General features: G+C 34.9%; 16 protein-coding genes and 2 pseudogenes. 8 read left to right on the top strand and 10 right to left on the bottom strand.

Features of this window, described 5'->3' with window-relative positions:
* On the bottom strand, nt 1-837 hold an 837-nt coding region (locus tag QNJ66_RS10745; RefSeq protein WP_300506303.1), incomplete at its 3' end, for an AMP-binding protein.
* Nucleotides 838-1,232: 395 nt separating this feature from the next.
* Between QNJ66_RS10745 and QNJ66_RS10740 the strand changes: the two genes are divergently transcribed.
* Nucleotides 1,233-1,406 (top strand): AMP-binding protein, encoded by a 174-nt coding sequence (locus QNJ66_RS10740; protein ID WP_300506301.1) that lies wholly within the window; start codon nt 1,233-1,235, stop codon nt 1,404-1,406.
* 284 nt (nt 1,407-1,690) lie between these two features.
* Here the strand turns inward: QNJ66_RS10740 and obgE are convergent, their stop codons facing one another.
* Nucleotides 1,691-2,743 (bottom strand): GTPase ObgE, encoded by a 1,053-nt coding sequence (obgE, locus tag QNJ66_RS10735; protein ID WP_300506298.1) that lies wholly within the window; start codon nt 2,741-2,743, stop codon nt 1,691-1,693.
* A gap of 220 nt (nt 2,744-2,963) precedes the next feature.
* On the opposite strand from obgE, the gene hslO reads away from it, so the two are divergent.
* Nucleotides 2,964-3,869 carry an Hsp33 family molecular chaperone HslO gene (gene hslO / locus QNJ66_RS10730; RefSeq protein ID WP_300506295.1) on the top strand — a complete coding sequence of 302 codons (906 nt, stop codon included), beginning with the start codon at nt 2,964-2,966 and terminating at the stop codon, nt 3,867-3,869.
* A gap of 166 nt (nt 3,870-4,035) precedes the next feature.
* On the opposite strand, the gene QNJ66_RS10725 is transcribed toward hslO, so the two are convergent.
* Both QNJ66_RS10725 and QNJ66_RS10720 read right to left on the bottom strand, forming a co-directional pair.
* Entirely contained in the window at nt 4,036-4,548 is a 513-nt protein-coding gene (locus QNJ66_RS10725; RefSeq protein WP_300506294.1) for a hypothetical protein, read from the bottom strand.
* Between the two features lie 147 nt (nt 4,549-4,695).
* Nucleotides 4,696-5,952 (bottom strand): CCA tRNA nucleotidyltransferase, encoded by a 1,257-nt coding sequence (locus QNJ66_RS10720; RefSeq protein ID WP_300506291.1) that lies wholly within the window; start codon nt 5,950-5,952, stop codon nt 4,696-4,698.
* Between the two features lie 87 nt (nt 5,953-6,039).
* Between QNJ66_RS10720 and QNJ66_RS10715 the strand changes: the two genes are divergently transcribed.
* From QNJ66_RS10715 to QNJ66_RS10705, 3 genes are all read left to right on the top strand, one after another.
* Nucleotides 6,040-6,288, top strand: coding sequence for a Ycf34 family protein (locus tag QNJ66_RS10715; RefSeq protein ID WP_300506288.1), 249 nt, complete (start codon nt 6,040-6,042; stop codon nt 6,286-6,288).
* 140 nt (nt 6,289-6,428) lie between these two features.
* On the top strand, nt 6,429-7,562 hold the full coding sequence (locus QNJ66_RS10710) for a hypothetical protein (RefSeq protein ID WP_300506285.1): 1,134 nt from the start codon (nt 6,429-6,431) through the stop codon (nt 7,560-7,562).
* 112 nt (nt 7,563-7,674) lie between these two features.
* The gene (locus tag QNJ66_RS10705; protein WP_300506282.1) at nt 7,675-10,134 is read left to right on the top strand and encodes a tetratricopeptide repeat protein; all 2,460 of its coding nucleotides are present in this window, start codon (nt 7,675-7,677) and stop codon (nt 10,132-10,134) included.
* An 83-nt stretch (nt 10,135-10,217) separates the two neighbouring features.
* Here the strand turns inward: QNJ66_RS10705 and QNJ66_RS26155 are convergent.
* The 6 genes and pseudogenes from QNJ66_RS26155 to QNJ66_RS10675 all read right to left on the bottom strand — a co-directional run bounded on the left by QNJ66_RS26155 (nt 10,218) and on the right by QNJ66_RS10675 (nt 17,219).
* Nucleotides 10,218-10,562 (bottom strand): annotated as a pseudogene (locus QNJ66_RS26155) (DUF5615 family PIN-like protein).
* 95 nt (nt 10,563-10,657) lie between these two features.
* The gene (locus QNJ66_RS10695; RefSeq protein WP_300506276.1) at nt 10,658-10,942 is read right to left on the bottom strand and encodes a DUF433 domain-containing protein; all 285 of its coding nucleotides are present in this window, start codon (nt 10,940-10,942) and stop codon (nt 10,658-10,660) included.
* A 60-nt stretch (nt 10,943-11,002) separates the two neighbouring features.
* Nucleotides 11,003-14,491: a transcription-repair coupling factor gene (gene mfd, locus QNJ66_RS10690; protein ID WP_300506274.1), complete on the bottom strand. Its 3,489-nt coding sequence runs from the start codon at nt 14,489-14,491 to the stop codon at nt 11,003-11,005.
* 361 nt (nt 14,492-14,852) lie between these two features.
* Nucleotides 14,853-15,569, bottom strand: a complete 717-nt coding sequence (locus QNJ66_RS10685; RefSeq protein ID WP_300506271.1) for a hypothetical protein — start codon at nt 15,567-15,569, stop codon at nt 14,853-14,855.
* A gap of 30 nt (nt 15,570-15,599) precedes the next feature.
* Complete coding sequence (locus QNJ66_RS10680; protein WP_300506268.1) at nt 15,600-16,637, bottom strand: caspase family protein; 1,038 nt, start codon at nt 16,635-16,637, stop codon at nt 15,600-15,602.
* A 33-nt stretch (nt 16,638-16,670) separates the two neighbouring features.
* Nucleotides 16,671-17,219 (bottom strand): hypothetical protein, encoded by a 549-nt coding sequence (locus tag QNJ66_RS10675; RefSeq protein ID WP_300506266.1) that lies wholly within the window; start codon nt 17,217-17,219, stop codon nt 16,671-16,673.
* A gap of 81 nt (nt 17,220-17,300) precedes the next feature.
* On the opposite strand from QNJ66_RS10675, the gene QNJ66_RS10670 reads away from it, so the two are divergent.
* The 3 genes and pseudogenes from QNJ66_RS10670 to QNJ66_RS10660 all read left to right on the top strand — a co-directional run.
* Entirely contained in the window at nt 17,301-17,531 is a 231-nt protein-coding gene (locus QNJ66_RS10670) for a type II toxin-antitoxin system HicB family antitoxin (RefSeq protein ID WP_300506264.1), read from the top strand.
* Complete coding sequence (locus QNJ66_RS10665) at nt 17,524-17,745, top strand: type II toxin-antitoxin system HicA family toxin (RefSeq protein ID WP_300506261.1); 222 nt, start codon at nt 17,524-17,526, stop codon at nt 17,743-17,745. The genes QNJ66_RS10670 and QNJ66_RS10665 overlap by 8 nt, the downstream gene beginning before the upstream one ends.
* A gap of 37 nt (nt 17,746-17,782) precedes the next feature.
* Nucleotides 17,783-17,975, top strand: a pseudogene (locus QNJ66_RS10660) (hypothetical protein); the annotation flags it as partial.

The raw sequence follows: 17,975 nt of genomic DNA, 5'->3' as shown, positions 1-17,975 counted from the left end.
ATGGGTTCCTTTGTAACGGGTAATGGCTTGAAGCCAACGAATAGGACTCTGTAAAAAGGTTGCAGGAGACATCATGTAACAAGGGATGCCTTTATAGAGTGGTTGCAAGACCCCATAAATCAAACCCATGTCATGAAAGGTGGGTAACCAAGTTACAATGACGCTATTAGAATTATGTTTCCATCCTCGATCTAAATCGGCAGAATTAACTAATAAATTTTCGTGAGTAACCATTACCCCTTTGGGATTTCCAGTTGAACCTGATGTATATTGCAGAAACGCTAAAGAGTTACTGTTAATTTCAGGGTAATACCAATTTTCTGCCAGATTCTGTTCATAATTATCTGTCGTGAACCAGTTGAGTGCGGCTAAATCTGGTGTGTTAATAAAATGTTTGTCAATGTTGTCTAAAATGCTCTGGGTTGTTAAAGCGAATTTTGCTCCAGCGTCAGCAACAACAGATTGAACTCTTAATACATTTTGATTGCGTTTAGGGGGATAAAGTGGAATGGGGATCATACCAGCATATATACAACCAAAAAAAGCGCTAATAAATTCAATTCCTGGTGGATACAAGAGCAAAGCTCTGTCTCCAGCAACTCCTAAAGATAACATTTTTGTTGCAATATTTCTTGCTTGTATATCTAGCTCTTCGTAGGTAAGAGTAATTAACTCTGTTTCTCCATTTTTCAAAAATGTATAAGCTTTTTGATAAGGTTGGTTGATAGCTCTATGTCTCAGAAGATCCACTATATTTGAGAATAATTTTATTTTTTCTTTTGTATAAGAATAATGAGATATGTTACTATAACCTGCTTTGTGAGATGTAGAAACCATAATATTGGCACCTTCTTCTTGTTATTCAAGTACCTATATAACATTTTTAATAAAGCTTCGATATCCGTTTATTTTCGGACTTTTTTGCAATGTCAGAAAACCATTAAAGTAATTACACGGCAGTAAAAATACTACCAATTAATTAATGTTTTCTTGTAACACTCACATCTTGCACCTTACAGGACAAAGTTCCAAACCCTGTTCATAAAACCAAGGATTCAGTAACTTTAATTTCCTGAGAATAGAAAGTAGTAAAATGTGGGTAAGAAGTAAGATTAAGGCTTGTTATCCTGGTACCTGTATTTCTCACAAATTAATTTGAAAGCCCAATTTATAGTTCCTTTATCTAGATTATTACTATTATCAAAAATTTCAGTAAACTCCTCTTTAAGTTGATGCACAACTTCAATACCTGGTATTTGATTGCTGAATCCAAATATTCAGGTTGTAGTCGTTATACATCAGGTTCAACTGGAAATCCCAAAGGGGTAATGGTTATTCACGGAAATTTATTAGTTAATTTTGCCGATATTGATCGAGGATTTGAACAGTCTATTTTACATGGCTAATAATTTCTCAGTAATTACCTGTAAAACAAATAACCCAAATGGGTGAGCTACCTGGGGGAAGTACGGAGATAGAAATTTTTATAATATAGGGTGTATAAGTGAGATCGCACTAGCTGCTCACAAAAATAATAAATGTCTTTCGTTTAGTTTGAGTAGGAGCAACCCCATGGAACTTATTTCTCTATTTTTGATCTTAGCAGGAACTTTTTTAGTAGATTTTTTACTCTACCAATAACTAAATCGTCATGGGGCGATGTGTGTGTTATGTCAGTGTCATATCAGCGTTAATGTGATAGCTCTCTTCTGAAATCGACTAACGGGAAGGAGCTATTTTCCGCGCTAGTGCTTGCTTTTTCTAAAAGATACCAAATATTTTGTAACAGTTCCTCAACGCCGATTTTTGTCACAGCAGAAATAGCAAAGATGGGAGACTCGCTCAACGGTTGTAACTCCTCTTTAATTAATTGTAACGTTTCTTGTTCACAAGCATCAACTTTATTTAAAGCAATTATCTGGGGGCGATCGCATAATCCCCGACCATAAGCATTTAATTCTTTTTGAATCACTTCATAATCTTGGATGGGATCATCGGCTGTCACATCTACTAAGTGTAACAATAGACGAGTCCGTTCGATATGGCGTAAAAATTCGTGGCCTAACCCTACACCTTCGTGGGCCCCGGCGATCAAACCAGGAATATCAGCAAATACCGTTCCGTCCCCTGTGGGTTTTCTAACCACTCCTAAGTTGGGAACCAAAGTAGTAAAAGGATAGTCAGCTATTTTAGGGCGGGCAGCGGATAAAGAGGCGATTAACGTCGATTTTCCCGCGTTTGGTAAACCAATAATGCCAACCTCTGCCAGTAACTTTAATTCTAATCTGAGGTTACGCAACTCCCCTTCTAAACCAGGTAAAGCGTGTTCGGGGGCGCGATTTTTATTACTCAAAAAGTGTTTATTCCCTAACCCTCCTTTTCCTCCCTCAGCAACGCAAAGGGTTTGTCCTTTTTCCACTAAGTCCCCTAACATTTCATCTGTTTCTAGGTCATAAATTACTGTGCCACAGGGAACCTCAATTATTGTATCTTTACCCATAGCACCGGTGCAATTATTGGGACCACCTCGTTTGCCATCATCTGCTTTGAAACGACGAGCATAACGAAAGTCTAACAAAGTTTGTAGGTTTCCTTCTGCTTGTAGGATAACCGATCCTCCTTTACCTCCGTTCCCTCCTGCTGGGCCTCCTGCTGGGACATATTTTTCCCGTCGGAAGGCAACCATGCCATCTCCTCCTTTTCCCCCTTCTACTTCTATTTCTGCGCGATCGATAAACTGCATTTGATTGCTTCTAGATAGTCCATTATACTACCATTTTAACGCAAATATTGGATCAGTAAACAGTTCAATCACTCCTCACTCAATACTACTCGGATAAGCTTGAAAAGTTTATGAAGACGGATGATTATTTCTAGGTCAATAATACACCAGAATTGTTTGTTTGATATTGTACAGTTTGATTAAGATAAGAAAAAATATATCAAGAAATGTAAGGATTTTCATGGCGGATCAACTTATACGGGCAACAGCAGCAGACGGAGGTATTCGGGCGGTTAGTCTCATATCTACCCGACTCACAGAAGAAGCAAGACAACGACATCAACTGTCCTATGTTGCTACAGCAGCCTTAGGACGCACCATGTCAGCCGGTTTATTACTGGCTTCTAGCATGAAAAAAGAGGGTTCTCGTGTCAACATTCGTGTCAAAGGAAATGGTCCGTTAAAAGGGTTATTAGTGGATGCAGGGTTAGATGGAACGGTGAGGGGTTATGTTGCCAACCCTAGTATCGAACTGCCTCCCAACTCCCTTGGTAAGTTAGATGTGGGGGGTGCGGTTGGTTCGGAAGGGTTCCTCTATGTGGTACGAGATATAGGCTATGGTTATCCTTATTCTAGTACCGTAGAGTTGGTATCTGGGGAAATAGGGGACGATATAACCCATTATTTAGCTACTTCTGAACAAACTCCTTCGGCTTTATTATTAGGAGTGTTTGTGGGGGCGCAAGGGGTGACAGCGGCCGGTGGTTTATTGTTACAAGTAATGCCTAAAGCAGCTAGAGATGAGCAGTTAGTGGCTACTTTAGAATCTCGTATTTCTAAACTTTCCGGGTTTACTCCTTTATTACGACAAGGGAAGGGTTTACCGGATATTTTAGAGGAGTTATTGGGAGATTTAGGATTAGTTATTTTTCCCGATATTCAAATGTTAAGGTTTCATTGTCCTTGCTCTTTTAGTCGGGTTTTAGGGGCTTTGAAATTATTAGGAGAAGATGAATTACAAGATATGATTGAAAAAGATAATGGGGCTGAGGCAACTTGCGAATTTTGTGGAGAAGTTTATCGAGCAGATAGTGAGCAACTAGCTCAATTAATTGATGAGTTAAGGGCAGAATCAGTTCAATGTTAAAAGATAGGTTTTTATAATTCAGTTAATATGTTTATGACTGAATTATGAGCATTAACTATATGGGTAGAGTTACTTTAATATTTTACTCTACCTATTTTTTTATTTACGTCAATTAACCAATTATCTAATCCTAAGTCAATTCCTATGGGAACACTTAAGATAGAAACTAATAGTTCTCAGAAGAATAACCTTGGATATTTTCAGGGTTTAAGGGATTAAGTATAGAAGTTGCTTTATTTTTCAAGCTAGTCGCCCCTTGAACAACAACGATGTATTTTCCTGCGTCGAGACGATTTCGATAGGGTAAAGCGTCTCCACTGCCCACGGATAAACCGACACCACCGCCAACAAAGACGCTACCCATTGCCCCTCCAATGGCACCAGCAAACCCACCTAAGATATGATTCCAGGGTTCTCCTGCCCAATCAAAACTATTGACCCCTGTGATTAGATCAAAGGAATAACCACCAATAAAACCAAAAGGGACTAGCCAGATAGCCATGAGCATGGCCCGTTTTTTAGCCTGTTGTCCAGGATCAATTAAACCAAATTCATCGGCGGTTTTGTACCCTTTCCCCAGGATACTCATTTGACTGGTAGGAATGCCACCTTTTTCTAGAGCAGTGTAGGCCTCCTCTGCTTTAATGCGATCGCTAACAACAGCTACGAGATAATCCATACAAAAAGTCTTAATCGTTGATCTCCACTTTATAATCATAACCCAGTCGTGATAGTTATCACGGCTCAAGGTTAATTAATTAATTTATTATAATTGATTTTCTTTTTTTTATTGTTGAGGTTTTCTGTACTGTTGCAAGATATTAGTTTAGATATAATCTCTAGCAAAATCTAAAGCTTCTGCTTTACTGTTTATTTTTCCTTCAATTTGAGCAATTGAGACTTCGGTTAAAAGTTTACCGAGTTGGGGACTGGGTTTAATGTTAAGAGAGTTAATTAAATCATGACCTGTAATTAGAGGAATAGGATGTGCTAGTTTATCTTGGGGATCAAGATAATGAGTAATTAGGTTTAAAATCAGGTTATTATTAATATTTTCCCCTAAAGCAACTAGGGCAAAAATAGGAAAATGATTGCCAAGTTCTAAAAATAAAAAATATAATTCTCTTAAAGATATATTTTGCTGATTTTTTTCTAACCAAGGTAAATTGTTTAAAACGTTGACAACTGCTTTGATATCTTGATTGGAATACTTTAAGTTAATTAATTGTTCTTTAGCAATTTTAGAATCATTAGAAACTAAACAAGTTAATCTTGCTCTTTGTAAGAAGGAACTACTATAAATGGTTTGCTCTCCTTGAAGCTCAAACAAGTTATTAAAATCATCTTCTTTTAACTGATTTTGTAATAATTTAATACTGCTATCAATGTCTTCTAATAGCTGTAAATTATTATTGTATATTTCAGGAAACCAAGGTTTTAATAAGCCATTTTTGGTTATTTCACTCAACCATTGACTTCCCCGAGGGTTGCCTAATAAGTAATTTAATTCGCTTTGAACTCGTTCGGCAGCTACTTGATTAATTAAAGGAGATAATTTTACAATAGTTTGTCTTGTTTCGGGTTCAATTATAAAATTTAATTGAGCAGCTTGACGATAAGCGCGTAATAATCTTAAGGGATCATCTTGAAGATTTTTGATACTAATCATTTTTATGGTTTTTGTTTCTAAATCTGCTAAACCATTGAGAGGATCAATTAATTTTTGTTGATAAAAATTATAGGCTATCGCATTAATTGTAAAATCTCTTCTGCTTAAATCTTTTTCGATACTATACCCTTCTTGTTGCGCAAAATCAACGGTTCCTTGTTCAAAAACAACTCTAGCAATGTTTCTTTCTGCATCTAAAACTACAAAACCTGCATGATATTTATTAGCAATTTTTTTAGCTGTTTCTATCACTAAGTTTGGTAAAACAAAGTCTAAGTCTAGATAATCTCTTGAACGGTTTAATAGTGCATCTCGAACCATCCCACCTACTAAATAAGCAGTGGGTGGAAGCAAGTCTAAATCAAAGGGTAGAATATTAGAGGATAAATTGAGAGATGATGTCGTCTGCTTCATGTAAATTCAAGAAATAAACCTTTAAAAATAGTCACATTTTTATATCCTACGTTACATTAATAGGTAAAACTAGCAAAGGAGAAATATATGTGTATTTGTGTTAACTGTCGTTATGTTGATAGTTGTCAAACCTATCACGCAGTGGAAGAACAACACCAACAACCCCATTTAACCGATAATCCTACTTTTGAACCGAAAGAACCTACTATTAATGTTAACATTCGTCCTAATCAAGATTACATAGAAATGGAGTGGGATGTAGTCGGTTGTGAAAGCTTTTTGCAAGAAACGGGAAAATGGATGAAGTTACGTCCCGGAGAACCAGTTCCTGCTTAACCCTCATATTTCTAGGTGATCAGAGGAGTTCAATTGAACCCCTCTTTAATTTGCATTAAATTAATATAAGACAAAATTGACGTACGTTAAAAATGACGTACAATGAAAATAACTTACATTAATAAAGTCGTATGAAAGCCATGAAAGCGAATCCTGGGGGTATCCTTGCGCCTGAAGACGTTATAGGTAGAGACAAGCTAATTGCTAAAATTTGGGCTATATTAGAGCAACAAAGCGTAATTCTCAGCGCAGAGAGGCGTATGGGAAAAACGAATATGATTAAGAAGATGCAAGCGGAGGGAAAGGATAATAAGCTGATTATTTTTAGGGATCTTGAAGGAATGCGATCGCCGATTGAGTTTGTTGAAGCAGTGTGGGAAGATGTAGAAAAATATTTAAGTAAATCACAAAAAACGACACAAAAAGTAAGACAATTTATTAGTCAATTTCAAGATGCAGAATTTAGCGGTTTTAAGTTCCCTAAAATAGCTGCAACCCATTGGAAAATATTATTAACAAAAACCATAGAAGATTTAGTTACAAATCAAGAACATCAAGTAATTTTTCTCTGGGATGAAGTACCTTATATGTTGGGTAATATAGGGGATGAAGAGTCAATGGAAATGTTAGATATCTTGCGATCGCTTCGTCAAAATTATCCTCAAGTTAGGATGGTATTTACTGGCTCAATTGGTTTACATCATGTTATTAAGAAATTAAAGGAAGCTGGTTATAAGAATGATCCAACTAATGATATGTATCCTATCGATGTTCCTCCCTTATCTTTAAGCAATGCAAGCGAGTTAACTACTCGTTTAATAGAAGGAGAAAAAATAGAAACTGATAATATTGAAATCATGGCTCAATACATTTCTGAAGAGGTTAGTGGTATCCCTTTTTATATTCATATTCTAATTAGTAAACTTAAATTTATTTATGGTTTTATAGATAAAAAAACTGTAGAAAAAACCATCAATAAATCCTTGATTAATCCCTTAAATATCTGGAAAATCGAGCATTATAGAGACAGGATCGATAATTATTATACAGAATATGAGAAAAAATATGCTTTAAAAATCTTAGATATTTTAGCCATTGAAAGTGGCTTATCTTTTCAGGATTTATGGAATAGATTAGCTTTAGACGATGAAGAAATATTCAGATCCGTTTTAAAGCTATTACTCAAAGATTACTACTTAATTAAAGAAAATACAATTTTTAAGTTTAAAATAAATATTGTTAAAAAATATTGGGTGATTTCTAGAACATTATAAATAACAATTAGTTATTAGTTACCAGTTATTATCACTACTCACTATCCGCTGTTCACCGTTCACTGTTTTTATTATGGATAATAATTTTCTTTCAACATTCACCCCTAGTTTAATGTCTGCAAATACTTTAGAAGCTATCTTTGTACAGAGACATAAATTAGTTGAAGATTTAATCGAATCAGTTTGTCATAGTGCGGAAACTGCTAATAAACATTTTCGTCTATTAATTGGGATGAGAGGTATTGGTAAAACCCATACTATTGCCTTAATTTATCATCGTCTGAAAAAAAGAGAAGAGTTAGAAGATAAATTATTAATTGCTTGGTTAAAAGAAGAAGAATGGGGTGTTAGTTCGTGGTTAGATTTATTAATCAGAATATTTAGTGCTTTAGAGAATGAAGATTCAGAATTATACGAAACTAAAATACAAGAAAAAGTTGAATCTTTATATAAATTATCTGCTGATGATGCAACTTATCAAGCAGAAAGAATCTTAAAAGAATTTATTGGTAATAAAACCTTATTATTACTCACAGAAAATCTTGATGAAATTTTTAATGGTTTAGGAGATATTGGACAAAAAAAATTTCGAGCTTATTTACAAAATAATAACCTAATTACTATTATTGCTACTAGCCAAAGTTTATTTGCTGGAGTTAGCAATAAAGATTCACCTTTCTATGGTTTTTTTGCTCCTAAATACCTAGATAAATTAACCATCGAAGCAGCAACAGAATTATTAAGAAACATAGCAGAACTTCAAAAGGATCAAGAATTAGAATCTTTTATTAAATCTCCCATAGGAAAAGATCGTATTCAAGCTATTCATCACTTAGCAGGAGGTAATCATCGAGTTTATGTTATTTTTTCACAATTTTTAACTCGTAATTCTTTAGATGAGTTAGTTAAACCCGTAATGAAAACATTAGATGAATTAACCCCTTACTATCAAGCAAGGATGCAATATTTATCACCGCAACAAAGAAAAATGATTGAGTTATTATGTGAAAAATCCAATGCTTTACCTGTAAAAGAAATTGCTCAACGTTGTTTTATTAGTCCTCAAACAGCATCGGGACAATTGAAAGATTTACGAAAAAAAGGTTATGTAACTGCTGAAGCTGTTGGTAGAGAATCCTTTTATGAGTTACAAGAACCTTTGATGCGTATCTGTTTGGAAGTTAAAAAACAGCGAGGAGAACCCATCAAGTTATTTATTGATTTTTTGAGAATCTGGTACAGCAAAAAAGAATTACAAGAAAGATTACAACAACTTCCAGAAAATTGTTTAGAAAGAGAATATATTAATCACGCTTTAGCAGTTAAAGAAAGTTTGATGAAACAGACTATGGATAAAGCGTCTATCGAAGGTGAATCGTTGCTTATTCAAGGTATTGAAGAAGGGAATGCTTTATTTAACTTAGGAAGGTTTGATGATGCCATCGCCTCATACAACAAAGCTTTAGAAATTAAACCTGATAAAGATGAAGCTTGGTATAAGCGAGGGAATGCTTTATTTAACTTAGGAAGGTTTGATGATGCCATCGCCTCATACAACAAAGCTTTAGAAATTAAACCAGATAAAGATGAAGCTTGGTATAACCGAGGGAATGCTTTATTTAACTTAGGAAGGTTTGATGATGCCATCGCCTCATACAACAAAGCTTTAGAAATTAAACCTGATAAAGATGAAGCTTGGAATAACCGAGGGAATGCTTTATTTAACTTAGGAAGGTTTGATGAAGCGCTCGCCTCATACAACAAAGCTTTAGAAATTAAACCTGATAAAGATGAAGCTTGGAATAACCGAGGGAATGCTTTATTTAACTTAGGAAGGTTTGATGAAGCGCTCGCCTCATACAACAAAGCTTTAGAAATTAAACCAGATAAAGATGAAGCTTGGAATAACCGAGGGAATGTTTTATTTAACTTAGGAAGATTTGATGATGCCATCGCCTCATACAACAAAGCTTTAGAAATTAAACCAGATAAAGATGAAGCTTGGAATAACCGAGGGAATGTTTTATTTAACTTAGGAAGGTTTGATGATGCCATCGCCTCATACAACAAAGCAATTTCATTAAATCCAAAAAACTCTTATTCTTGGTTTAATCGGATTGAAGTTATCTTTAAATTGAACAATTGGGACGAAGGATTTAAACAATTAGATGATGCTTTAAATAGCTTTGCTAATCAAACAGAATCTTATACAGGAGATATAAAGGAATATATAAAAATTATCTGGGATAGTACCAGGGATATTGATGTTTGGAAATCTTGCATTGAAACATTAGTCAATATTTATGATAAACACAAAGTTGTGTCTAATTTAAGTAAAGGAATGGTGGATCATATTCCTACTTTAATGTCAGAAATGGTCAGCGATAAACTTGCACGTACTTGGTTAGAAATTTGGCAATCTATTGTAGGAGATAAACTAGAATTATCCATTGCCTTGCGTTTCTTAAAAACAGCAGTGGAATATAAAGAAAGCAAAGGAGACAGAAGAGTATTGATGAAATTAGCTAAAGAAGAAAGAGAAATTTTAGAACCGTTGGTTAAAATTCAGTGAACAGTTACCAGTTACCAGTTTCTTATTTGATATCTAGCTAAAATGCAGGGAGATGACCTCGTTGTACCTCAAGATAATTACTCTTAAATAAATTCAAGACGCTGATACATTGATTCGGTGCTTTGAGAGAGATAAATTCGCCATAAAGCTTGTAAAATTTCTCCAATAGAACGACGACCTTGACGACAATAAATAATTCCAGCGTGTTCTACTTGTCGTTAATGAAGTCTCAAAAAATCAGCATCGTGGGTAATTTTTACCCGCTTTTGAGTCAAAGCAAATGTGGTTTTTTGTTCATCAGATGCACCAATTAAATTGACTTCTGCTGTAGTTGTTACATCAATATTCCTTCTTCTTAATCCCTCAGCAATGGCATTTTCTACATTTTCATCTAAATGAAATTTTATTCTATCAGATAAATTAGACATAAATAAAAGTTAGATTTTTAAACACATTAATTAGACGAATTATCAAGTATTGATCCTAAAAAATAAAGTTAACTTCGCTTAATTATGGAAACATTTTAAGAAGAAAATAATGAGCGCATTTCAGCTTCTAAACGGTCATCTTCTAAAATTGCTTGTCGAATTTCTTGAAAATTATCATAGTAATAAGTTAACGCTGCATAAACATCCGCTAACGTAATAGTTGGATGTCGAGAAACAATTTCATCGGGAGAAAGTCCCATTTCTTCATACCAAATGACAATATCTTGTACTTTAATTCGATGACCAGCAATACGAGGTTTTCCCCCACAAACCCCTGGAGTCATACAAATATGTTCTGAAATTACAGGTATTTTAGACATCTTTCTTTAATCTGTCAAAATTTACTATAGTTAATTCATTATAGACTCAAATGATAATAATTATCTATTATCTTCACTGTTCACTGTAATCGCGTCTTGCATCTTTTCTAACCACTCTAATAAACTTTCTAATTGTTTTTGTGGTTTCATAACTCCTAAACCCCTGACAGTAACTTTTTTGGGACTATAAACAAAACGCGATCGCAAATGTTGGGGTAATTTTTCTTGTAATAGTTTCCAAGCAGGTTCTTCCATTGGAGTTTCTAAGACAATATGTTGTTTTCCTTCTGGTTTAATGCGAGAAAATCCCAAAGATTTTGCTAACTGTTTCAGTTCAATTACTTGTAATAATTGTTGTACGGGGACTGGTAATTTTCCATAACGATCGTTCCATTCTGCTGCAATTTGACTTAGTTCTTTCTTAGAATTAGCAACAGCAATTGCCCGATAAGCAGACATTTTTTGTTCCATATCGGGAATATAATCCGTAGGAATAAAAGAAGTTAATTGTAAGTCAACTTGAGTATCTTCTACTTTTGGTATTTCTTGACCTTGAATTTCTCTAATAGCTTCTTGTAACATTTCCATATATAATTCAAAGCCAATAGACTCCATTTGTCCCGATTGTTCAGCACCTAATAAGTTACCAACTCCGCGAATTTCCATGTCACGAGTTGCTAATTGATACCCTGAACCTAGCTGACTAAATTCTTGTAACGCTCTTAATCTTTTTCGTGCCGTTTCTGTTAGTTGAGATTTACTGGGATAGAGTAACCAAGCGTGTGCTTGAATCCCTGATCTTCCTACTCTTCCTCTCAGTTGATAGAGTTGTGCTAAACCAAATTTTTGAGCGTCTTCTACAATAATTGTATTAACCCGAGGAATATCTAAACCTGACTCAACAATGGTGGTACAAACCAGAATATCTGTATCCCCATTATTAAACCCTAACATGGTCATTTCTAACTCATTAACATCCATTTGACCATGACCAATAGCCATTCTAGCACTGGGAACCATTCTCTTTAATTGTGCTGCTACTTCTTCAATTCCTTCGACTCTGGGAACCACATAAAAGACTTGTCCTCCCCGATCTAATTCATTACGAATAGCTGTTCTCACTGCATCAGGATTGTAACGAGATAAATGGGTCTTAATTGGACGACGAGAGGGGGGAGGTGTAGTAATTAAGCTCATTTCCCGTATTCCAGATAAGGACATATAGAGAGTTCTAGGAATTGGTGTAGCTGTCAAAGTAAGGACATCAACATGGCTTTTTATTTCCTTTATTTTCTCTTTTTGATTAACACCAAATCTCTGTTCTTCATCTATAACTAATAAGCCTAAATCTTTAAATTTTACGCTTTTTCCTAATAACTGTTGAGTGCCAACAACAATATCTAATTCTCCTGTAGCTAAACGTTGCAGAATCTCTTTTTTCTCCGAGGCTGTACGAAATCTATTTAATAGTCCAATATTGATAGGATAAGGAGCAAATCTTTCTTTTAAGGTGTGATAATGTTGTTGCGTTAAAATAGTAGTAGGAGCTAAAAATGCTACTTGTTTATGACCACTGGTAACGGCTTTAAAAATAGCTCTAACTGCTACTTCTGTCTTGCCAAAACCCACATCTCCACACACTAAACGATCCATAGGGCGATCGCTTTCTAAGTCTATTTTAACCTCTTGTATTGCTTTCAACTGATCAGGAGTAGGTTGATAGGGGAAAGAGTCTTCTAATTCCTGTTGCCAAGGAGTATCGAGGGGATAGGTAAACCCTGTATTTTTTGCTCGTTTTGCGTATAAATTAATCAGATCAACCGCTAGTTTCTTAATATTTTTTCGCACTTTCTGTTTCGATTTTTTCCACATTTTACCCGTCATTTTATGGAGTTTAGGGGGTTTTGAATCCGTATGACGATAACGGGATAAACTATCAAAAGAATCGGCAGGAACCCTTAAAATACCATCTTCGTATTGTAAGACTAAATATTCACGGGTTGCTAAACTTTCTAACTTCAAAAATTTACCGATTCCATGACTTTTATGAACAACATAATCCCCTGGATGTAGTTGTTGCAAGTCAACTTTTTTAGAAGCAGCACGACGACGCTTTCTAATGTACCCTGCTGTGGCTAAAACGTGCTGTCCAAAGAATTCTTTATCTGTGACAACAACAATACGAAAGGTTGGTAAAATAAACCCTTCTAATTCTGCTAAACCCGAATATTTTAAAGCGATTGCTGTTTCTTGAATGTGGGATTTATTAATAGCTGGATAATCACGGGGATTAGGAATAAATTGCGCTGGACAGTCATGTTCTTGTAATAGAGAAACAGTGCGAGAAGGTTGCGCGGAAATCAACCAAGTAGCATATTTATTGAGGGTCATGCCACTATAAATTTCGCGTTTTCCTCTTAATATTTCTGCTAGTTTAGCAAATTGATGGGGAGTTGTTGGTAGGGGACGACTGGATAAGTCTAGGGCGTTTTTATTATTAACTTCTGATAGTTCATAGAGATATAGTTTAGGAAAATTGTCTATTAACTGAAAAGAATCATCAAAACTTCTATGCACTTTTGGTAATGTTTTATTATTATCTTGCCACTGTTCTTCTATATAGTCTAACCAGCGATCGCTATGGGAGCGACATTGTTCTATTTCGTCGAAAACACAGAGAGTATTAGGAGCTAAATAGTCTAAAATGGAGCTAGGTTTATCAAAAGCTATGCCTAAAAATCTCTGCATTCCTGGAGGATAATTATACTCTTCTAACCCTTCTTTTTCTTCTTCTGATAAATAATCATCTAAGTCATAGTTATTCTCTTTAATCGTATTAGCAATAATAGTATTAAAACCAATAGGAGTTAATAAAATTTGCTCTATTTTATCAAGCGATCGCTGAGTTGCTGGATCAAATTCTCTTATTTTTTCTAATTCATCTCCAAACCATTCTAATCTGAGGGGAACCTCTGAAGAAACGGGGAAAATATCAACAATATCACCGCGACGACTCCATTGACCTTCTACCTCAACTAAATTAACCCTTTCGTAGCCTAATTTAACTAATTTTTCGTCAAACTTTTTCGATTTTTCTGTCATTCCTGCTTCTAATTTTAAGCAGTAGTTATGAAAAATATCAGGAGGAGGTAAATGAGGCTGTAAAGCTTTTTCTGTGGTAACAATAGCGTAATTATCTTCCTTAGAATCAGATATGTTCAAGTTAGATAATACCTGCATTTGTCCCCAGATCATTTCTGATTCAGGATTCAAAGATTCATAGGGAGATGCTTCCGTTGTTGGGTAAAAATTGACTGTTTTCCATCCCATTATCTCTAATTGTGCTGTCCATCTTCCTGCTTCTTCTAAGGTAGCACAGACAACTAATAGATTATCCTTTTTAGCCTGAGCTAAAGTAGAAGAAATTAAACCTTTTGGTAGTCTATTAATTCCTTTTAATCCTAATTCATTATTTCCTTTTAGTTTGTCTAATAATTCTTTACTTAAAGGAGATTTTTGTAGGGTACGAATCAGAGAAGAAAAAACCATAACCAACCATAAATCCGTTTATCATTTAAGTCTAGCATATATAGCCCTACCCATTGAATGAAGTCAACCCACCCCTAACCCCTCTCAGAAATGGAAGTTCCTCACTACGTTCCGGTGCTATCGCACAGAAGTCATAAGTGTAATTTATATTCTAAAGTTGAGATAATTCTATCAGTCAAATCCTAGTTATAACCAGAATTAGCGATCGCCTTCTAATATTTTGTGTGGATAAATTCCTTTTAAGAGTAATTCTGCAACGCACCAAAATCAGGTTGATTGGTGTATTAGCTTAGCGTAATACACCAATCAATTCTCCTCTCTCTCCTTCCCTGATAATAGTGCATTTAGATTGCTAAACTATTTAGTTCATATCTTTGCAGTAAGGATTAAAACTATAAACATTTTTCCACCGCTTGACTGTTTCTACTCCAATAGGATAGATTATACTAGAACCATCGCGAAAAGTTATTCTAGCTTTAACTTCTTGTGTTGAAGCAGACTTTAAATGATTAACTTGTTCAGAGCTTATAAAAAAGTTTTGTTCTACTCCATAGAAAGTTCCTGTCATCTGGTTTTCATCAACTCCATAGGTATAATTTTCCTTCCAGTAAGTAGTATTAGAAGAACTTTTAGCTCGTAATTTGATAATTGTGTCATCAACTCCCATATCAAGTCGAATAGGAATCAATGTTTCGGGATCAATTGGATTAGAAGAAGATGCGGATTGAAAAATCAATTTAACAAAACAGCCCTCAATTTTACTTCCCCAAAAAGAAATAAAATTTTTTTTCCCAGGACTTGGAGGATTATTAAATATACTCAAAGCACCATTTCTATTTTCATACTTATCTATAACCACCTTACCAACAAGTAAATTGATTAAACTTTCGTGAATATTAAGAACTTGACTATATCGCCAGTCTGGGAGACCCCAAGGCAATGAATTTTGGGTATTAAGATCATCCTCTATAATTGATCCTTCTGATGTTTCGGCCAAAGCATAATTAGTTTTTATAAACAAGTGAGTGATTGTAAGGAAACTTAAAGCTACCATTGCAACAGTTTTTTTTTGTAACATACAATTTACCTTTTTTTATATCTAATAATCCTAACACTTTTCTTCATAGCCTGGACAAGTTATAGAACCTGGGATTGATTCTATTGTAGGAGGACGACGTGGCTGAGGATATTTATTAGGAACATCATCTGAATCTAGTGGTTTATTTTGATTTATTGGAGTTTGTACAGGAGGAGGTGGAAACGATGGAATTGGAACAGGGGAAATCTTCGGTTGAGGATTCAAATGAAACTCACCCCCAACTAAATTAGCGTTTGTCCAAGGTTTTTGCTCTTTATTTGTCTTTTTCTGAACCGATTCACTAACCCGTCTCAACATTAACTGTACATCTAAATTTGCTGTCTTGATGTGTTGCAGTAATGCTGAAGTAAAAGGAGAATTTCGAGTATGTATTCCATCCTCTGCTAATTGATCTGGTGCAGTGGCAAATGCAATAATGGTTCCTTCGGGGAGCGACTTTACTTCTGCTAAACCCCGATTTGATGAACTACGATAAGCAGAAGGCAATTGACTATAAAAAGGCTCCCGTCGGCAAGCATCAATAATAAGGATATTGATGCTTGTTTGCGCCGCTTCCATTGCATCTAATAGCGTTTCCAGGTCAAGATATTTACGTTTTACGTCCTTTTCTCGCTTAAGTTCCGCTTTGAGGGGAGTCAAATAGTTTTTTCCCTCCATCTGTATTCCATGTCCCGCATAATAAAACAAACCAACCCCACCATATCGTAATTGTTGGCTAAACTTATCTATTTCTTCCTCCATCGTCGGTAAATCTGTGTCTTTCACCAACGTTACCTCAAATCCCAATTCTTGCAAAGCTTTTGCCATATCCCTTGCATCATTAACAGGATTAGATAGTGGTTTTTCTTCATAAGCACTATTTCCAATAACCAGCGCAACTTTAGACTGTTTTTGAGCAATTAAAGTCTGATTATGGGTAGGTTTAGTTGAGTCAGGAAATAGGACAGGGATAAAATTGTGATGGGTGGTTGCTTGGGACGCAGTAACCGTTATGAAACCTAAACCAGTGAGGATAAAGGTGCGATAGAACTGTCTTACGGGAAACATCGGAAAATTCTGGCGATTTTATTTAATTACAGTTTAATCAATTTCCATAATTTTAACCGCCATTTTCTCTGATGACTCGAAAAAAATAGCTTTAATGCCATAGTTTTTATTAAGATGTTGAGAAAATCGACTGAATCCTTCATCACTTAAACTCTCTAAATCAAGGGTTGCTTTTTCTGCATTTTTGTCTAATTTAAAGGCATTGGTTGGCAATTCTTGTAAAATTTTACTACTGTCTCGCCACGGAAATCTTCTAATTGTGCCATCAGAATTTTTAACCCAAACATCACCTTTAAAATTCATTTCTTTAACTTGAGAAATCAATATTTTTTCTGCTCCACCATGTCCTTCAATGGTTAAATAATTAGCATTGAAACTGGTTAATTTTCCTGTGTATGATTCTTGATTTAAACTTACAGTAACCAAGTCGGGAACTAATAAATTAAGGGGAGTTCTTTGTTTAGTAGTGGTTGAATTTTGACTAATTTCTAGGTTAGGGATATTTTTTGCATTTCCCATTAATCCTGTAACTGATAAGATAATCGTTGCTGTGAAAATTAAAGTATATATAAAAAACTTCATATTTTTAAGGGTAAGCTTGATTTTTAGGTAGATTATACTATAGTTAAGAAAAGTCAACTATTGGTGTAACCCATACTTATTATGTTAACCCCAATTTCTCAGAAACGCACCATCTTACTTTATCCTGATGAAGATGGCTATATTATTGCTGAAGTTCCGAGTTTACCTGGTTGTTTTAGTCAAGGAAAAACCAAAAAGGAAGCGTTAGAAAATATTCAAGAAGCTATCGATCTTCATATTGAAGTCTTACAAGAAAGGGGAGAGTTAATTCCTGAAGATAATATTGAAGTAACTTCGATTTTTTATGAGTAAACTACCCGCTATTTCTGGCAAAGAATGTATCAAAGCATTGAAAAAAATAGATTTTTTAGTTTATCGACAGCATGGTAGTCATATCACGTTAATTAGAGAAAATCCATCAACTCAAGTTACAATTCCTAATCATCGAACTATTGCCAAAGGCACACTGCGTAACATTATTCGTCAAGCAGGTTTAACTGTTGATGAATTTATTGATCTATTATAATCAATTTACTATTGTAATTCTAAAAACATATTAAATTGTGACTTCATCTCCTGAGAATAATCAAGATATTAATCCTTTAGGCAAATTAGCGAGTTTAATTGCTTTATTAGCAATTGCACTTTACTTTACTGGATGGGTTTATAGATGGACTTATTTTGGCTTTTTTCAAGTAGAAGTAATGACCTTGAATTTACCCTTAGAGTCGTTTTATTTAGCTGCTATTAAAGCAC

Origin of the sequence: Crocosphaera sp. (genome assembly GCF_030064895.1) — a bacterium.
Classification (GTDB): domain Bacteria; phylum Cyanobacteriota; class Cyanobacteriia; order Cyanobacteriales; family Microcystaceae; genus Crocosphaera.
Note: the sequence above shows the minus strand (reverse complement) of the source record. Positions and strands in the feature narration are given on the sequence as shown.